Origin of the sequence: Mycolicibacterium tokaiense (genome assembly GCF_010725885.1) — a bacterium.
GTDB lineage: Bacteria > Actinomycetota > Actinomycetes > Mycobacteriales > Mycobacteriaceae > Mycobacterium > Mycobacterium tokaiense.
In genome coordinates, this window is record NZ_AP022600.1 from 6,165,017 (window position 1) to 6,181,485 (window position 16,469).

16 protein-coding genes are annotated in these 16,469 nt (G+C 69.9%); 6 read left to right on the forward strand and 10 right to left on the reverse strand.

Annotation, left to right across the window (positions count from 1 at the left end):
- Positions 1-2: 2 nt before the first annotated feature.
- The 7 genes from octT to G6N58_RS29680 all read right to left on the reverse strand — a co-directional run bounded on the left by octT (position 3) and on the right by G6N58_RS29680 (position 6,119).
- Positions 3-725 carry a diglucosylglycerate octanoyltransferase gene (gene octT / locus G6N58_RS29650; protein ID WP_115280369.1) on the reverse strand — a complete coding sequence of 241 codons (723 nt, stop codon included), beginning with the start codon at positions 723-725 and terminating at the stop codon, positions 3-5.
- A complete protein-coding gene (gene gpgP / locus G6N58_RS29655) occupies positions 715-1,371 on the reverse strand; it encodes a glucosyl-3-phosphoglycerate phosphatase (RefSeq protein ID WP_115280368.1) in 657 nt (218 codons plus the stop codon). Before gpgP ends, octT begins: the two co-directional genes overlap by 11 nt.
- 26 nt (positions 1,372-1,397) lie before the next feature.
- Positions 1,398-1,784 (reverse strand): ribosome silencing factor, encoded by a 387-nt coding sequence (gene rsfS, locus G6N58_RS29660; RefSeq protein ID WP_115280367.1) that lies wholly within the window; start codon positions 1,782-1,784, stop codon positions 1,398-1,400.
- Positions 1,781-2,446 carry a nicotinate-nucleotide adenylyltransferase gene (nadD, locus tag G6N58_RS29665; protein ID WP_264038283.1) on the reverse strand — a complete coding sequence of 222 codons (666 nt, stop codon included), beginning with the start codon at positions 2,444-2,446 and terminating at the stop codon, positions 1,781-1,783. Before nadD ends, rsfS begins: the two co-directional genes overlap by 4 nt.
- 95 nt (positions 2,447-2,541) lie before the next feature.
- On the reverse strand, positions 2,542-3,987 hold the full coding sequence (locus G6N58_RS29670; protein ID WP_115280365.1) for a vWA domain-containing protein: 1,446 nt from the start codon (positions 3,985-3,987) through the stop codon (positions 2,542-2,544).
- A complete protein-coding gene (locus tag G6N58_RS29675) occupies positions 3,987-4,853 on the reverse strand; it encodes an AAA family ATPase (RefSeq protein WP_115280364.1) in 867 nt (288 codons plus the stop codon). Before G6N58_RS29675 ends, G6N58_RS29670 begins: the two co-directional genes overlap by 1 nt.
- 18 nt (positions 4,854-4,871) lie before the next feature.
- The gene (locus tag G6N58_RS29680; protein ID WP_115280363.1) at positions 4,872-6,119 is read right to left on the reverse strand and encodes a glutamate-5-semialdehyde dehydrogenase; all 1,248 of its coding nucleotides are present in this window, start codon (positions 6,117-6,119) and stop codon (positions 4,872-4,874) included.
- 77 nt (positions 6,120-6,196) lie between these two features.
- On the opposite strand from G6N58_RS29680, the gene G6N58_RS29685 reads away from it, so the two are divergent.
- Entirely contained in the window at positions 6,197-6,811 is a 615-nt protein-coding gene (locus tag G6N58_RS29685; RefSeq protein ID WP_115280362.1) for a maleylpyruvate isomerase N-terminal domain-containing protein, read from the forward strand.
- Positions 6,808-7,662: a ribokinase gene (locus G6N58_RS29690; protein WP_115280361.1), complete on the forward strand. Its 855-nt coding sequence runs from the start codon at positions 6,808-6,810 to the stop codon at positions 7,660-7,662. Before G6N58_RS29685 ends, G6N58_RS29690 begins: the two co-directional genes overlap by 4 nt.
- Here G6N58_RS29690 and G6N58_RS29695 read toward each other — a convergent pair.
- A complete protein-coding gene (locus G6N58_RS29695; protein WP_115280360.1) occupies positions 7,659-8,999 on the reverse strand; it encodes a TrpB-like pyridoxal phosphate-dependent enzyme in 1,341 nt (446 codons plus the stop codon). The two genes, G6N58_RS29690 and G6N58_RS29695, sit on opposite strands and share 4 nt — an antisense overlap.
- Before the next feature lie 27 nt (positions 9,000-9,026).
- On the reverse strand, positions 9,027-11,069 hold the full coding sequence (locus tag G6N58_RS29700; RefSeq protein WP_115280359.1) for an NAD(+) synthase: 2,043 nt from the start codon (positions 11,067-11,069) through the stop codon (positions 9,027-9,029).
- Between the two features lie 119 nt (positions 11,070-11,188).
- Here G6N58_RS29700 and G6N58_RS29705 point away from each other — a divergent pair, with 119 nt between their 5' ends.
- From G6N58_RS29705 to G6N58_RS29720, 4 genes are read left to right on the forward strand one after another with little or no spacing between them, the layout of a single operon-like run.
- Positions 11,189-12,325 (forward strand): BTAD domain-containing putative transcriptional regulator, encoded by a 1,137-nt coding sequence (locus G6N58_RS29705; RefSeq protein WP_115280358.1) that lies wholly within the window; start codon positions 11,189-11,191, stop codon positions 12,323-12,325.
- On the forward strand, positions 12,318-13,781 hold the full coding sequence (locus tag G6N58_RS29710; protein ID WP_115280357.1) for a serine/threonine-protein kinase: 1,464 nt from the start codon (positions 12,318-12,320) through the stop codon (positions 13,779-13,781). Before G6N58_RS29705 ends, G6N58_RS29710 begins: the two co-directional genes overlap by 8 nt.
- A 17-nt stretch (positions 13,782-13,798) precedes the next feature.
- Positions 13,799-14,338, forward strand: coding sequence for a cysteine hydrolase family protein (locus G6N58_RS29715; RefSeq protein ID WP_115280356.1), 540 nt, complete (start codon positions 13,799-13,801; stop codon positions 14,336-14,338).
- Between the two features lie 26 nt (positions 14,339-14,364).
- Complete coding sequence (locus G6N58_RS29720) at positions 14,365-15,201, forward strand: NAD-dependent protein deacetylase (protein WP_115280355.1); 837 nt, start codon at positions 14,365-14,367, stop codon at positions 15,199-15,201.
- Here G6N58_RS29720 and G6N58_RS29725 read toward each other — a convergent pair.
- Positions 15,164-16,459: a cytochrome P450 gene (locus G6N58_RS29725; protein WP_115280354.1), complete on the reverse strand. Its 1,296-nt coding sequence runs from the start codon at positions 16,457-16,459 to the stop codon at positions 15,164-15,166. The two genes, G6N58_RS29720 and G6N58_RS29725, sit on opposite strands and share 38 nt — an antisense overlap.
- Positions 16,460-16,469 lie beyond the last annotated feature (10 nt).

Below are 16,469 nucleotides of genomic sequence, written 5' to 3' on the forward strand. Positions count from 1 at the left end.
GATCAGACACCGGGCCGCACGCCGGCCTTGGCCAGCGCCTCGAGCATCAGGTCGGCAACAGCACGGTGCCCCTCGAAGTTCCAGTGGATGCCGTCGGGGTTCCCGCGGCCGGCGTAGATGTGTTCGGCCACCGCTTCTTTGAGATCCACCAACGGAATGTCGTGTTCGGCAGCCCAGGCCGTCAGCGCCGCGACCGTGCCCGGCCGTCCGTGATGAGCCTTGCCGTAGGTCGCCGCGACGTGCACACTCGGCAGCGACGCCACCATGGGAATGCCCGGTCGGTTGAAATCGATGGCACCGCGCGTCATTTCCAGGTATTCCACCGACAGCGCCGGCGGCAGCGCCGCGCGCGCGTACGGCGACAGCCGTGGCTGCACCCAGCCGTAGCCGTCCCGCACCCATCGGCGCAGCCGTGGCGGCCGGACGTAGCGGATCATCTCGCGCAGCGCGGTCGGCAGGGGTGACGGCAGCGAATCCATGCCGCCGGTCGCGAAGACCACCGCACCCGCATGGGGCAGGGCGGCCCACGACCGCGGGTCCTGGGTGGCCGCCCACCAGACGTCACGGCACGTCCACCCGATCCGGCCGATCAGTTCCAGGCGCCAACCCAGTTCGTCGGCAACCAGTTTCGGCCAGATGCGGGGGTCGTCGGCCGGCAGGCCGCCGGTGGGGCCGTAGTACGCCAGCGAGTCGGCGAAGACCAGCAGGGTCCGCTCAGAGGACATCGTTGGCGACCTGCGCCGAAGCATTCCAGACGTCGAGCCGCCACTTGATGTCCTGGGGTTGGGCGTCGGCGGCAGAATGTCCGGACAGCTGCACCCAGCTGGCGTTGCCCATGCCACCCAGGACCGGCCAGGTGTCCACCGGGAGATCCAGCACCCCCGCCGTCAGCGCCGCGATCAGACCGCCGTGCGCCACCAGCACCACCGGACGGTCGGCGTCGCCGTCACCGTCGCTGCCCCACTCGGGCTGCCCCGCAACCAGTTCGGTCACCACAGGCAGGCTGCGCGCGGCGACGTCGACGCGGCTCTCGCCACCATGCGGAGCCCAGCGCGCGTCATCCCGCCAGGCCAGTCGGGCGCCGGGAGCCATCTCGTCGACCTGCAGGTGGTTGAGCCCCTGCCAGTCGCCCAGGTGCGTCTCCCGCAACCTCTCGTCCACAGCCACGGTCAGACCGGTGCGCTCGCCCAGCGCCATCGCGGTGTCGAAGGCCCGCCGCAGATCCGACGACACGATGCGCAGGGGCTGCCGTTTGGCCAGCACCTCGGCCGCGGCGACGGCCTGGGCGCGGCCCAGCTCGGTCAGGTCGGTGTCGATCTGACCCTGCATCCGGCTGCCGGCGTTCCACTCGGTCTGGCCGTGACGCAACATGACCAGCCGGCGAACCCGTCGGGCACTCACTCGTCGGCCTCGGTGTCGACCTCGACGTCGAGATCCACCGGGATCACCGGGCAGTCCTTCCAGAGCCGGTCGAGTGCGTAGAAATCCCGCTCGTCGCGGTGCTGCACGTGCACCACGATGTCGATGTAATCCAACAGCACCCAGCGGCCCTCCCGGGTGCCCTCGCGGCGGGCCGGCTTGTGCCCGGCCAGCCGCATCTTCTCCTCGACCTCGTCGACGATGGCGTTGACCTGGCGGTCATTGGCCCCGGACGCGAGCACGAAACAGTCGGTGATCACCAGCTGCCCGGAGACGTCGATGACCACCACGTCCTCGGCGATCTTGGCCGCGGCGGCGCGGGCGGCGACTTCTGCCATCGTGATGGCTTCGTCGGAGGCGGTCACACGATCTCCTGATTCGTCGTTTCGGCCAGGCGGGGGCCGGAAGCGGTGTCGGACTCGTGTTGATAGAGCCCGCGTTTGGACACGTACTGGACCACGCCGTCGGGAACCAGATACCAGATGGGCCGCGCCGCCTCGGCGCGGCGGCGGCAATCGGTGGACGAGATGGCCAGGGCGGGGATCTCCACCAGGGACAGCGCCTCCGACGGCAGCTCGGCCTGCGCCGCCTCGATGTGTTTGCCGTTGAGCTCAAAACCCGGGCGGCTGACGCCGACGAAGCGCGCCATCGAGAAGAGGTCCTCCCAGTTCTGCCAGGACAGGATGGAGGCCAGCGCGTCGGCGCCGGTGATGAAATACAGGTCGGCGTCGGGGTTGAGTGCCTGCAGGTCGCGCAGCGTGTCTGTGGTGTAGGTCTTACCGCCGCGCTCGATGTCGACCCGGCTCACGGAGAAGCGCGGATTCGACGCCGTGGCGATCACCGTCATCAGGTAGCGATCCTCGGCTGCGGTGACGCGGCGGCCCGCCTTCTGCCACGGCTGGCCGGTGGGCACGAATACTACCTCGTCCAGCTCGAACAGATCGGCCACTTCACTGGCGGCCACCAGGTGCCCGTGATGGATGGGGTCGAATGTCCCACCCATCACCCCCAGCCTGCGTCGACTCACGAATAGGCAGCTTACGGCAGGCGCCTCGACGCCGAGACCGACGTTTTGCCGTCGCGCACTCGCACGAAGGGGCCCGTGCGTCGGTTTCGGCGGGTTCAGACGGGGAGGAGTTGGTCGATCACCGATGCCAGCTGTTTGGCCGAGCGGCACTCGTGCATGGTGATGATGTCGGCATAACGCGGGACCGCGGAGTCGCCGCTGCCCCACAGGTGCTTGGGCTCGGGATTGAGCCAGTGCGCGTGCCGCGCCGCCGACACCATGTGCGCCAGCAGATCGGTCTGTGGGTTGCGGTAGTTGGTGCGGCCGTCCCCGAGCACCAGCAGCGAGCTGCGCGGGGAGAGCACGTTCGGGAACGCCGACAGGAAGGAACTGAAGGCGTGGCCGTAGTCGCTGTGCCCGTCGCGGGTGTAGACCCCGGCCTCGCGGCTGATGCGTTGCACCGCGATCGCCAGGTCGGCCTCGGGGCCGAACAGGTGGGTGACCTCGTCGGTGGTGTCGATGAAGGCGAACACCCGCACCCGGGAGAACTGCTGGCGCAGGGCGTGCACCAGCAACAGCGTGAAATGGCTGAAGCCGGCCACCGAGCCGGACATGTCGCACAGCACCACCAGCTCGGGGCGGGCCGGCCGGGGCTTGCGCAGCACCACGTCGATCGGAACCCCGCCGGTGGACATCGACTTGCGCAGCGTCTTGCGCAGGTCGATCTGACCTGCGCGGTGCCGGCGCCGTTTGGCGGCCAGCCGGGTGGCCAGGGTGCGCGCCAGCGGTGCCACCACCCGGCGCATCTGACGCAGTTGGTCCCCCGAGGCGCGCAGGAACTCCACGTTCTCGGCCAGCTGCGGGATGCCGTACATCTGCACGTGGTCGCGGCCCAACTGCTCGGCGGTGCGGCGCTTGGTCTCCGCCTCGACCAGCTTGCGGATCTGGCTGATCTTCTGTGCGGCAAGAGATTTGGCGATCTCCTCCTGCGACGGTGAGGGCTGTTCGCCGTACCCGGCCAGCAGGCCGGCCAACAGCTTGCCCTCCAGCTCGTCCAGGGCCATGGCACGCAGGGTCTGATAAGACGAGTAAGACGGGCCGCGGCTGGAGTTGTAACGGCCGTAGGCCTCGACGATCTGGGCGATCATGGCGGCCAGCCGCTGGTCCGGGTCGGCCACATCCTGGTTCTGCGACAGCAGGTCGAGCAGCATGCCGCGCATGGCCTCGACGTCCTCGGGCGGCAGCTGCGGCGGGGCGTCGGCCGCATCGTCGTCGGGGTCGAGCACTGTGCGGTCCCCCAAAGCGGCGGGCCACCAGAGATCGAACATCGCGTCGTAGGTCTCGCGGTGGTCCGAGCGGCGCAGCAGCGCACACGCCAGGCCCTCCCGCAGCACGGCGCGGTCACCCAGGCCCAGGGTGGCGAGCACCTGCCCGGCGTCGACGGTCTCCGACGGGCCGACGGCGATCCCCGAGCGTCGCAACGCCTCGACGAACTCGACGAGATGACCCGGCAGGCCGTGCGGCGCCAGGGGTTGCGGGGGGCGGGTGCGGGCGGCGGCCATCAGTTCAGCCGCAGTTCCCCGGCGGCCTTCTGCTGATCGGACTGGTGCTTGAGCACCACGCCGAGGGTGGCCGCAATGGTGGCGTCGTCGATGGTGTCCATCCCCAGCGCCAGCACGGTGCGGCCCCAGTCGATGGTCTCGGCCACCGACGGCACTTTCTTGAGCTGCATCCCGCGCAGCACCCCGATGATGCGCACCAGTTCCTCGGCCATCCGGTCCGGCAACTCGGGCACCCGCGACAGCAGGATGCGCCGTTCCAGCTCGGCGTCGGGGAAGTCGATGTGCAGGAACAGGCAGCGCCGCTTGAGCGCCTCGGACAGCTCGCGGGTGGCGTTGGAGGTCAGCACCACCAACGGTTTGCGCTCGGCGCGGATGGTGCCCAGCTCCGGGACGGTGACGGCGAAGTCGGACAACACCTCGAGCAGCAGGCCCTCGATCTCGATGTCGGCCTTGTCGGTCTCGTCGATCAGCAGCACGGTCGGCTCGGTGCGCCGGATCGCGGTCAGCAGCGGTCGCGACAGCAGGAACTCCTCGCTGAAGACGTCGTCACGGGTCTGATCCCAGTCCCCCGTACCGCTCTGGATCCGCAAGATCTGCTTGGCGTGGTTCCACTCGTAGAGCGCCCTGGCCTCGTCGACGCCTTCATAACACTGCAGGCGCACCAGCTCGGAACCGGTGGATTGCGCGATCGCCCTGGCCAATTCGGTCTTGCCGACGCCGGCCGGGCCCTCGACCAACAGGGGTTTGCCCAGCCTGTCAGCCAGGAACACCGCGGTGGCGGTGGCGGTGTCGGGCAGGTAGCCGGTCTCGGCCAGCCGGCGCGCCACATCGTCGATGTCGGCGAACAGGGGGGTCGCTGTGGTCACGGGAGAACTCCTGTGCTGTCAGGCAGGTCGGGTCTGGCCGTCGCCCCAGACGATCCATTTGGTCGATGTCAGTTCGGTCAGCCCCATGGGTCCGCGGGCGTGCAGTTTCTGGGTGGAGATGCCGATCTCGGCGCCGAAGCCGAACTGCTCGCCGTCGGTGAACGAGGTGGAGGCGTTCACCATCACCGCGGCCGCATCCACCTGCTCGGTGAAGCGTTGTGCGGCAGCCAGATCCGTCGTGACAATCGCCTCGGTGTGCCCGGTGCCGAACTCGTTGATGTGGGCGATGGCCCCGTCCACCCCATCGACCGCGGCCACGGCGATGTCCATCGACAGGAACTCGGCGCGCAGTTCCTCCTCCGACGGGTCCAGATGGGTGGTGACGCCGGCGGCCTGCAGCGCCTCGACCATCCTGGGCAGTGTGTGCTCGGCGATCGCGGAGTCCACCAGCAGGGTCTCGGCGGCGTTGCAGACGCTGGGGCGGCGGGTCTTGGCGTTGAGCAGGATGCGCTCTGCGACATCGAGATCGGCGGCGGCATGGATGAAGACGTGGCAGTTGCCGACCCCGGTCTCGATGGTGGGCACCAGCGCATCGCGGACCACCGCGTTGATCAGGCCGGCGCCGCCCCGCGGTATCACCACATCCACCAGCCCGCGGGCCTGAATCAGGTGGGTCACCGACGCGCGGTCCTCGCTGGGCAGCAGTTGCACGGCGTCCGCGGGCAGCCCTTCGGCGACCAGCGCGTCGCGCAGCACCGCCACCAGCGCGGCGTTCGAGTGGGCGGCCGAGGAACTGCCGCGCAGCAGCACGGCATTGCCGCTCTTGAGGGTGAGACCGAAGGCGTCGACGGTGACGTTGGGCCTGCCCTCGTAGACGATGCCGACCACACCGAGGGGAACCCGCTGCTGGCGCAGCCTCAACCCGTTGGGCAGGGTGCGTCCGCGCAACACCTCACCGATCGGGTCGGGCAGCCCGGCCACCTGTCGCAGGCCGGCGGCGATGCCGTCGATGCGCTGGGGGTTGAGCGCCAAGCGGTCGAGCATGGCGTCGCTGGTCCCGGCCGCGCGGGCGGTCTCCAGATCCGCGCCGTTGGCGGTGATGATCTGCTCGGCGTGGGCGAGCACCGCATCCGCGGCGGCGTGCAGGGCACGGTCCTTGATCACGGTCGACAGCGTGGCCAGTGTGCGGCCGGCCACCCGGGCCCGCTTGGCGGCGTCGTGCACGGTCTCGCGCAGTCCTGTGAGCGTCGGCGCTTCCAGACTCATTAGCCCAGCTTATCGGGCATACCACGGATCGGCCGACCGCACCCCGGCACCGCGGACCGCAGCGGTAGGTTCACGGCATGGATGTGGTGACCACCTACGCGCACGCGGCGCGCGCTTTCACCGACCTGGTGGGACGTATCCCGGCCGGCCGGCTCGACGGACCAGGGCTGGGCGACTGGGATTTGCGGGCGCTGATCGGCCACACCTCCAGGTCGCTGACCACCGTCATCACCTACCTGGACACCCCCGCCGCGAGCGTCGACATCGACGGCCCGGTGCAGTACTACCGGATGGTTGCCGAGGTCGCCTCTGCCGAGGGAACCGCCGCCGTATTGGAGCGGGGCCGCGTCGCCGGCGCCCGGTTGGGGGACGACCCCGCACACGCGGTGGCGCTGCTGACCCAGGACGCGCTGGACAAGCTGGCCGGCCGCGACGATGAGGTGATCGCCGTCCTGGGCGGGGCGGGCATGCGAATCTCCGGATACCTGCCGACGCGGGTGTTCGAGCTGACCGTGCACGGCTTCGACATCGCCGCAGCGGCGGGAGTGCCGTTCACCCCGGCACCCGACGCGGTGCGGGAGTCCACCCTGCTCGCCGCGGAGATCGCGGTGGCCCTCGCCCACGGGCCCGCGGTGCTGCTGGCCCTGACCGGGCGGGTGGCGCTGCCGGACGGGTTCTCGGTGACGGCATGAAGGTGACCGTGGTGGGCAGCGTCAACATGGACGTGGTCTTCGAGGTGACGGCCCTGCCGAAGCCCGGGGAGACGGTGCTGGGGTCGGGTGCACGCTCGGTGCCGGGCGGCAAGGGCGGCAACCAGGCCATCGCCGCCGCACGGGCGGGCGCCGAGGTGACCTTGGTGGCCGCCGTCGGCACGGACGCCAACGCAGGTCAGCTGCGAGACCATCTGGCCGACAACAGGATCAGGCTCGACGGTGTGCTCACCGTGCCCGGCCCCAGCGGGACCGCCGCCATCGTGGTGGACGCCGACGGCGAGAACACCATCGTCGTGGCCCCCGGTGCCAACGGCCACCTGACGCTGGATTCCCAGCCCCTGCGCGACCTCGTCGCCGACGCCGACGTGGTGTTGCTGCAGTTGGAGATCCCGCTGGACACGGCACTGGTGGCGGCCCGGGCCGCCCGCGCGGCCGGGGTGACGGTGATGGTGAACGCCTCCCCCGCCGGTGGGGACCCTGCTCTGCTCGGCGAACTGGCCGCGGCCACCGACGTGGTCATCGTCAACGAGTCCGAGGCGCGGCACTGGACGTGGCCCGTCCCGCATCTGGTGACCACCCGCGGCGCGCAGGGCGCGACTCACGTTGGTGACGGTCGCGACGTGCAGGTACCGGCGCCGGCGGTCGAGGCGCTGGACACCACCGGCGCCGGCGACGTGTTCGCCGGCGTGCTGGCCGCCGGGTGGGCCGGCGACCGCGACCACGCCCTGCGCCGTGCCTGCGCGGCCGGTGCCCTGGCGACGCTGGTGCCCGGCGCCGGTGACTGCGCCCCCTATGACGAGGCCATCGAGGACGCCGTGGTGCGCGACTAGAGGGTGACGACTCCCGCCAGCGCGGTCGCGAGCGCCTCGTCGGACAGGGGGTCGTCCGACAGCCCACCGGTCAGGTAGGAGTGGTAGGCGCCCAGCTCCAGCAGTCCGTGCCCGGACAGCCCCACCACGATCACCTGCTCACCCCCGGCGTCGGCTTCGCGCCGCGCCTGGGCCAGCGCGTGGGCCGACTCCGGCGCCGGCACGATGCCCTCGGTGCGCGCGAATTGCAGTGCGGCGTCGAAGCATTCGCTCTGCGCCAGCGCGGTGGCCTCCAGCAGCCCCTCGGCCACCACGTGCGACACCAGCGGCGCCATGGCGTGGTAGCGCAGCCCACCGGCGTGGATGGGCGACGGGACAAAATCGTGACCCAGGGTGTACATCTTCATCAACGGGGTCATCCCGCCGGTGTCCCCGAAGTCGTACCGGTATTCACCGCGCGTCAGCGACGGACACGACGCCGGCTCGACGGCCAGCAATCGCGGCGAGCTGGTGCCCGCCAGCTTCTCCCGCAGGAACGGGAACGTCAGACCGGCCAGGTTGGAACCGCCGCCCGCACAACCGATCACCAGATCGGCCCCGTCCTCACCGGCCAGCGCCAACTGCTTGAGCGCCTCCTCACCGATGACGGTCTGGTGCAGCAGCACATGGTTGAGCACCGAGCCCAGGGCATATTTGGTGGCGGGATCACCGGCGGCGACCTCGACGGCCTCGGAGATCGCGATTCCCAGCGAACCGGGATGATCCTGCGCGAGTGTTCGGCCGAACTCGGTGAGGGTGCTCGGCGAGCGGTGCACCGTACCGCCGAAGACCTCGATCAGCGTGCGGCGCTGCGGCTTGCCGTCGAAGGAGGCGCCCACCTGCCATACCTCACACTCCAGGCCGAACAGCGAGCACGCGTAGGCCAGGGCGGTGCCCCACTGCCCGGCCCCCGTCTCGGTGGTGAGCCGGGTGGTGCCGTGCAGGCTGTTGTAATACACCTGCGGCACCGAGGTGTTGGTCTTGTGCGACCCGGCCGGCGACACACCCTCGTACTTGTAGTAGATCCGCGCCCGCGTGCCCAGCGCCCGCTCCCAGCGACGAGCCCGGACCAGGGGCGACGGGCGGTACTGGCGGTACACCTCGCGCACCGGTTCGGGGATCTCGATGTAGCGCTGCGCGCTGACCTCCTGGGCGATCAGCTCGGGCGGGAAAAGCGCCGCGAGGTCATCGGGGCCCACCGGTTGATGGGTGCCCGGGTGCAGCGGCGGCGGAGGCGGGGTGGGCAGATCCGCGACGATGTTGTACCAATGTGTCGGCAGCTCAGACTCATCCAGCAGAAAACGGACCTGCTCACTCATGCCCGCCAGCCTAGTGCGCAGGCCGATTCACTCGGCCGGCACCTCCCGCTCGATCTCGTCGAGCCAGATGCGCGCCGACATGTCCGACGGGGCCCGCCAGTCGCCGCGCGGCGAGAGTGCACCACCGGCAGACACTTTCGGCCCGTTGGGCAGTGCCGAGCGCTTGAACTGGCTGAACGAGTAGAACCGCTGGACGAACACCTGCAGCCAGTGCCGGATCTCGGCCAGGTCGTAGGCGGGCCGCTTGTCGTCGGGGTATCCCTGCGGCCAGTCCCCCGCAGCGACGTCGTGCCAGGCGTGCCAGGCCAGGAACGCCACCTTCGACGGCCGAAAGCCGTAGCGCAACACCTGGAACAGTGAGAAGTCCTGCAGGACGTACGGTCCCACCTTGCTCTCGCTGCTCTGGATCTCCTCGTCCTCACCGGCCGGCACCAGCTCCGGGCTGATCTCGGTGTCGAGCACCGACTGCAGCACGGCGTGCACGTCGTCGTCGAACTGCTCAGATGCGATCACCCAGCGGATCAGGTGCTGGATCAACGTCTTCGGCACTCCGCCGTTGACGTTGTAATGCGACATCTGGTCGCCCACCCCGTAGGTGGACCAGCCCAGCGCGAGTTCGGAGAGGTCACCGGTGCCCAGCACGATCCCGCCGCGCTGATTGGCCATCCGGAACAGGTAATCGGTGCGCAGACCGGCCTGCACGTTCTCGAACGTGACATCGTAGACCTTCTCGCCCCGGCCGAACGGGTGCCCCATCTCGGTGAGCATCAGCGTCGCGGTGTCGCGGATGTCGATCTCTTCGAACGTCACGCCCAGGGCCTTGCTCAAGGCAATCGCGTTGCTCTTGGTGCGGTCCCCGGTGGCGAAGCCCGGCAGCGTGAAGGCCAGGATGTCGCTGCGGGGGCGGCCTTCGCGGTCCATGGCCCGGGCCGCCACGATCAGCGCGTGGGTGGAGTCCAGGCCGCCGGAGACACCGATGACCACCTTGGGATAGCTCAGCGCCCGCAGCCGTTGCTCGAGGCCGGCGACCTGGATGTTATAGGCCTCGTAACAATCCTGTTGCAGCCGTGCGGGATCCGACGGCACGAATGGGAACCGCTCGACGTCCCGTCGCAGACCGAGGTCACCGGTGGGCGGGTCCAGGGCGAATTCGACGCGCCGGAAGCCGTCCACCGCGGCGGCGTGGTGGCGCCGGTTGTCGTCGAAAGTGCCCATCCGCAGGCGCTCGGCCACCAGCAGGTCCACGTCGACGTCGGCGACACTGCGCTGCGCGCCTTTGGGGAAGCGCTGCGACTCGGCCAGCATCACCCCGTTCTCGTAGATCATCGTCTGGCCGTCCCACGCCAGGTCGGTGGTGGATTCCCCCTCCCCCGCGGCGGCGTAGACGTAGGCGGCCAGGCAGCGCGAGGACGCCGACCGGGCCAGCAGATGCCGGTCCTCGGCGCGGCCGATGGTGATCGGGCTGCCGGACAGATTGGCCAGCACGGTGGCGCCGGCGAGGGCGGCCGTGGCACTCGGCGGGATCGGCACCCACATGTCTTCGCAGACCTCCACGTGCAGCACGAAGCCGGGCACGTCGGTGGCGTCGAACAGCAGATCCGGCCCGAACGGTGCCGTCACGCCGGAGAACCGGATCTCAGAGGAGATGTCGTCGCCGGGCGCGGTCTGGCGGCGCTCGTAGAACTCCCGGTAGGTGGGCAGGTAGGACTTGGGCGCGACGCCGAGCACGGTGCCGCGGTGGATCACCACCGCGCAGTTGTAGATCCGGTGCCGGTGGCGCAGCGGCGCCCCCACCACCAGCACCGGCAGCAGATCGGTCGAGCCGTCGATGACGGTGCGCAGCGCGGCCTCGACCGAGTCCAGCAGGGTGTCTTGCAGCAGGATGTCCTCGATCGAGTATCCCGACAGTGTGAGCTCGGGGTACACCGCGACGCCCACCCCGTCGTCGTGGCATTCCCGGGCGATCCGGAGCACGGCGTCGGCATTGGCGCCGGGATCGGCGAGGGTGGTGTGCAGGGTGCAGGCGGAGACCCGCACGAACCCGTGGTGGTAGGCGGAGTAGAAGTCCATCACCGTGTCATTGTTCCCGTCTGTCGCCGGACTATTGCCCTCAACCCGGCGATTCGGCGCTCAGGCGGCACAATCTAAGCTGCCACCACAGGCCGAGACGAGGGGCACGGACACGCGCGATGACGGGGCGACCAGTGCAGTTCGGTGTGCTCGGGCCGCTGCAGATCACCGTCGACGGCACCCCGGTGACGCTGGGCACCCCGAAGCAGCGGGCGGTGCTGGCGGTGCTGCTGGTCAACCGCAACCGGCCGGTGGCGGTGGACTCACTACTGACCGCCGCTTGGGGCGATGACCCGCCTGCCGGTGCACGGGCCGGCCTGCACTCCTACATCTCCAACCTGCGCAAGCTGCTGTCCAGGGCCGGCGCCGGCCCGGACGCGCTGGTGAACGCGCCGCCGGGATATCGGCTCACAGTCGCCGAGGCCGACCTGGACCTCGGGCGCTTCGCCGCCGAGAAGGCCGCCGGGGTGCGGGCCGCCGCAGCCGGTCAGTTCTCCCTGGCCAGCCGGCACCTGGCGGTGGCGTTGCACCAATGGCGCGGGCCGGTGCTCGAGGATCTGGTGGACTTCGCGTTCGTCGACCCGTTGGCCACCGCGCTGACCGAGGACCGGTTGGTGGCCGTCACCGCACATGCCGAGGCCGAGATCGCCTGCGGGCGCGCAGCGACAGTTCTTCCCGAGTTGGAGACACTGACCGCCGAGCACCCGTTCCGCGAGCCGCTGTGGGCCCAACTCATCACCGCCTACTACCTGGGTGAACGCCAGCACGACGCGCTGGCGGCCTACAGCAGGCTCAAGCGCGCCCTGGCCGACGAGCTGGGCATCGATCCCGGGCCGACGTTGCGCGCCCTACACGAACAGATCCTGCGGCAGGAACCGGTGGATGCCGCGCTGTCCGCGCGCACCGCAGCCGTCGGCGACGTGACCCAGCTGGACCGGCGCACCGCGACGGCCGCCGCGGGCACCGGTGCCTACCTGGAGGATCCGGCCGGCCGCCGGCACCCGCTGCTGGCGGTGGCCACGCGCATCGGGCGTCTCGAGGACAACGACATCGTGCTCCCGAGCGCCTCGGTGAGCCGCCACCACGCCGCGTTGATCGACACCGGAACCAGCCACGTGATCAGCGACCTGCGCTCCGCCAACGGCATCGAGGTCGGGCACGTTCCGGTGCGCGGCAGCACCGCCCTGGCCGACGGCGACACGATCCGAATCTGCGACCACACCTTCGTCTTTCGCCTCGGCGACGCGCATGGATGACCGGGTGGGCACCCGGGTCGGTCCCTACGAGCTGACCCGGCTGATCGGACGCGGCGGGATGGGCGAGGTGTACGAGGCCCGCGACACCGTCAAGGACCGCACGGTGGCGCTGAAGCTGCTGCCGCGCGAGCTGTCCCACAACCCCACCTTCCGCGCCCGGCTCGAACGCGAAGCCCGCTCGGCGGGCAAACTCCAAGAGCCGCATGTGGTTCCGATCCACGATTTCGGCGAGGTGGACGGCCAGCTCTTCGTCGACATGCGCCTGATCGATGGGGTGGACCTGCGCTCGCTGCTGAGCCGGGGCGGTCCCCTGCCACCGGCGCGCGCGGTGTCCATCGTGCGTCAGATCGCCTCGGCGCTGGACGCCGCCCACGCGGCCGGGGTCACCCACCGCGACGTCAAACCCGAGAACATCCTGGTGAATGCGGAGGACTTCGCCTATCTGGTGGACTTCGGCATCGCCAACGCGGCCACCGACGAGACACTGACCGAACAGGGCAGCGCCATCGGCACATTCGCCTACATGGCGCCGGAACGCTTCACCCATGACCACGTGGACCACCGCGCCGATGTCTACGCGCTGGCGTGCGTCCTCTACGAATGCCTGACCGGTGCCAAACCGTTTCGCAGCGACAGCGTGAGTGTGCTGATCACCGCACACCTGATGGAACCGGCGCCGCGTCCCAGCCAGGTGCTGGCCGGGCTGCCGCCGGCTCTCGACGCGGTGGTGGCCCAGGGCATGGCCAAAAAACCCGAGGACCGCTTCCGCACCGCCGGCGAGCTGGCGCGGGCGGCCGAGGCCACCCTGACCTTTGCACCGCCACCGCCACCGCCACCGGCGCCGGGTCCCGCCCCGGCTCCGGCGTCACGGCGCGGCCGGACGGTGGCTCTGGCGCTGGCGGGGGTGGCGGTGTTGGCGGCCGCGGTGGCAGCCACCTGGACCCTGCGTGCGCCCGAGGCAGCCGTGACCTCGACGCTGACGATCACGCGCACGGTCATCTCGACCCCGAAGACGGCGGTCAGTGTGCCCGCACACGAAACGGTGACCCCGGTGCTGCGGCGACTGCTGGAGGCCGTGCCGTCGGGATACCGGTCGTGCGAGCCGGTTCGGCCGCCCGTCGCCGATGCGCTGGCGACGGTGGACTGCGGTCAGAACTCCAACCCCGGCGGCCCGGAGACGGCCCGCTACTCCCTGTTTCCCACCGTCGAGGCCCTCGACGGTGGGTTCGCCTCGGCTCTCGACGAGGACGCCGTGGTGGACTGCCCCGGCGGCCGGCCGTCGCCGAGCACCTGGGACTACGACTCCACCCCAGGCCAAACCGAGGGGTCGGTGGCGTGCGGGAATTTCGAGGGCAGCCCCGAGGTGGTGTGGACCAAGAGCTCCGATCTGATGCTCGGGCTGGCCCAGGGCAGCGATCTGGACACCGTGCACCAGTGGTGGGTGGACTTCGTTTAACCGGGTACGCCGCCCCTATGACCGCAACCGCCGTCCTCGTCATCGACATGCTGAACACCTACGAACACCCCGACGCCGACAAGCTGGTCCCCAACGTCGAGCCCACCGTGGAGCCGTTGGCGGACCTGATTGCGCGGACCCGCAAGCGCGATGACGCCGACCTGATCTACGTCAACGACAACTACGGCGACTTCACCGCCGACCACTCCGGACTGGTGGCCTCGGCCCTGGACGGGGCGCGTCCGGACCTCGTCAAACCCATCGTCCCCGACGAGAACTGCCGATTCCTGATGAAGGTCCGCCACAGTGCGTTCTACGCCACGTCGCTGGGATATCTGCTCAACCAGCTCGACGCCCAACGGGTGATCCTCACCGGCCAGGTCACCGAGCAGTGCATCCTCTACAGCGCACTCGACGCCTACGTCCGGCACTTCGAGGTGGTGGTGGCCCGCGACTGCGTGGCCGCCATCGACAACGAGCTGGGCCGGGCGGCATTGACGATGATGGAGAGCAACATGCGGGCGTCGATCGTGGATGCGGCGGACTGCCTGGACTGACCCGGGTGAGCGCTATTCTCGATGGAGTGGAAGCACCAGAACTCGTCGCGCTGCTGGCCGAGCGGCGGGTGGCTGTGCTGACCGGCGCGGGCATGTCGACCGACTCCGGCATCCCGGACTATCGCGGCCCGGACTCACCGCCGAGCAACCCGATGACCATCCGGCAGTTCACCTCTGACCCGGAGTTCCGGCAACGCTACTGGGCCCGCAACCACGTGGGCTGGCGGCACATGGCCGAGACCCTGCCCAACGCCGGCCACCGCGCCCTGGCCGCGCTGGAACGCGCCGGCGTGGTGAGCGGCCTGATCACCCAGAACGTGGACCTGCTGCACACCAAGGCCGGTAGCGCCAACGTCGTGAACCTGCACGGCACCTACGCCCAGGTGATCTGCCTGGCCTGCGATTTCACCATGACCCGCGCGCAGCTGGCCGAGGAGTTGGAGGCGCTGAACCCGGGCTTCATCGAGCGCGCCGAGGCGCTCGGCGGGATCGCGGTGGCTCCCGACGCCGACGCCACGGTCACCGACACCTCGAGCTTCCGCTACCTGGACTGCCCGCGGTGCTCGGGCATGCTCAAACCCGACATCGTCTACTTCGGCGAGAGTGTTCCGAAAGAGCGCGTCGCACAGGCATATTCGATGGTGGACGCCGCCGACGTGCTGCTGGTCGCCGGCTCGTCACTGACGGTGTTCTCTGGCTATCGCTTCGTCCGCCACGCCGCGGCCGCCGGCATGCCGGTGGCCATCATCAACCGGGGCCCCACCCGCGGTGATGAGCAGGCAGCGGTCAAGATCAACAGCGGCTGCTCGGAGATGCTGGTGCTGCTCACCGACGAGCTGGGTGCGGTTCCGGCGCGCTCGTGACCTCCAGCGCCCTGACGGCGTGGACGAAGTTGCCCGGGACATAGGCGGGCTCGCCGACCTCGATGCCGGGCAGGGTGGTCAGCAGTTCGGTGAACAGCGCCCGCAGCTGAGCCCGCGCCACGTGTGCGCCGAGGCAGAAGTGCCGGCCGCCGCCACCGAAGCCCAGGTGCGGGTTGGGATGCCGGGCGACGTCGAAGCGCTCCGGTGATTCGAACACCTCGGTGTCCCAGTTGCCCGAGGAGTAGAACATCACCACCTTCTCCCCCGCCCGCACCGTCTGCCCAGCGAGCTCGACGTCCGTGGCTGCGGTGCGGCGGAAGGTCATCACCGGCGAGGCCCAGCGGATGAACTCTTCGACCGCGGGCCCGATGCGCGTCTCGAGATCGTCCAGCAGCCAGGCGCGCTGGTCGGCGTTGTCGGTCAGGGCCTTGACGGCATGGCTGGTGGTCTGGCGGGTGGTGTCGTTACCGGCCACCGCCAAAAGCACGAAGAACGCCGACACCTCGGCATCGGTGAGCCGGTCGCCGTCGACCTCGGCGTGCACCAGGCTGCTGATCAGGTCGTCACCGGGCTCGGCCCGGCGGTGGGCGGCCAGCGCACCCGCGACCTGGTGCAGATACATCTGGTTCTCCAGCAGCACCTCCAGCGGGTTGCGGCCGGCCAGGTACACCGGGTCGGCCCAGGACACCAGCGCGTCGGCGGCACGGGCCACCTGCTGGCGTTCGGAGGTGGGGATGCCCACCATGTCCGAGAGGGTGCGGATGGGCAGCTCCTTGGCGCAGTGCTCGACGAAATCGGCCCCCTTGCCTGCCGCGGCGAGCTCGGCCACGATGTCGGCGGCGTTGGCCTTGATGGAGTCTTCGATGCGGCGGACCTGGCGCGGGGTGAAGGCCGCGTGCACCACCTTGCGAATCATGGTGTGCCGCGGCGGATCCATCGCCAGGAACGACTGCGAGGCTTCCAGCAGCTCCTCGGGGATGTTCTCGAAGAGCACCCCCTTGCCCGACAGGAACACCTCGCTGTTGCGGCTGACGGCAACGATGTCGGCGTGCCGGGTCACGGCCCAGTAGCCACGATCGGCCGGGTCGTGCATCAGGGCGTCCTCGACGGGCGGGTGCCAACTGACCGGACACCGGGCCCGCAGTTCGGCGAACGACCGTTCCCGATCCGCTGCGGTGGTGGACCAGAACGCCCGCGACGACAGGTCGATCGGGTCGTATGCGCGGGCGGGATCAGATGTGATCGACGGCACAGTCATGCCGGTGACG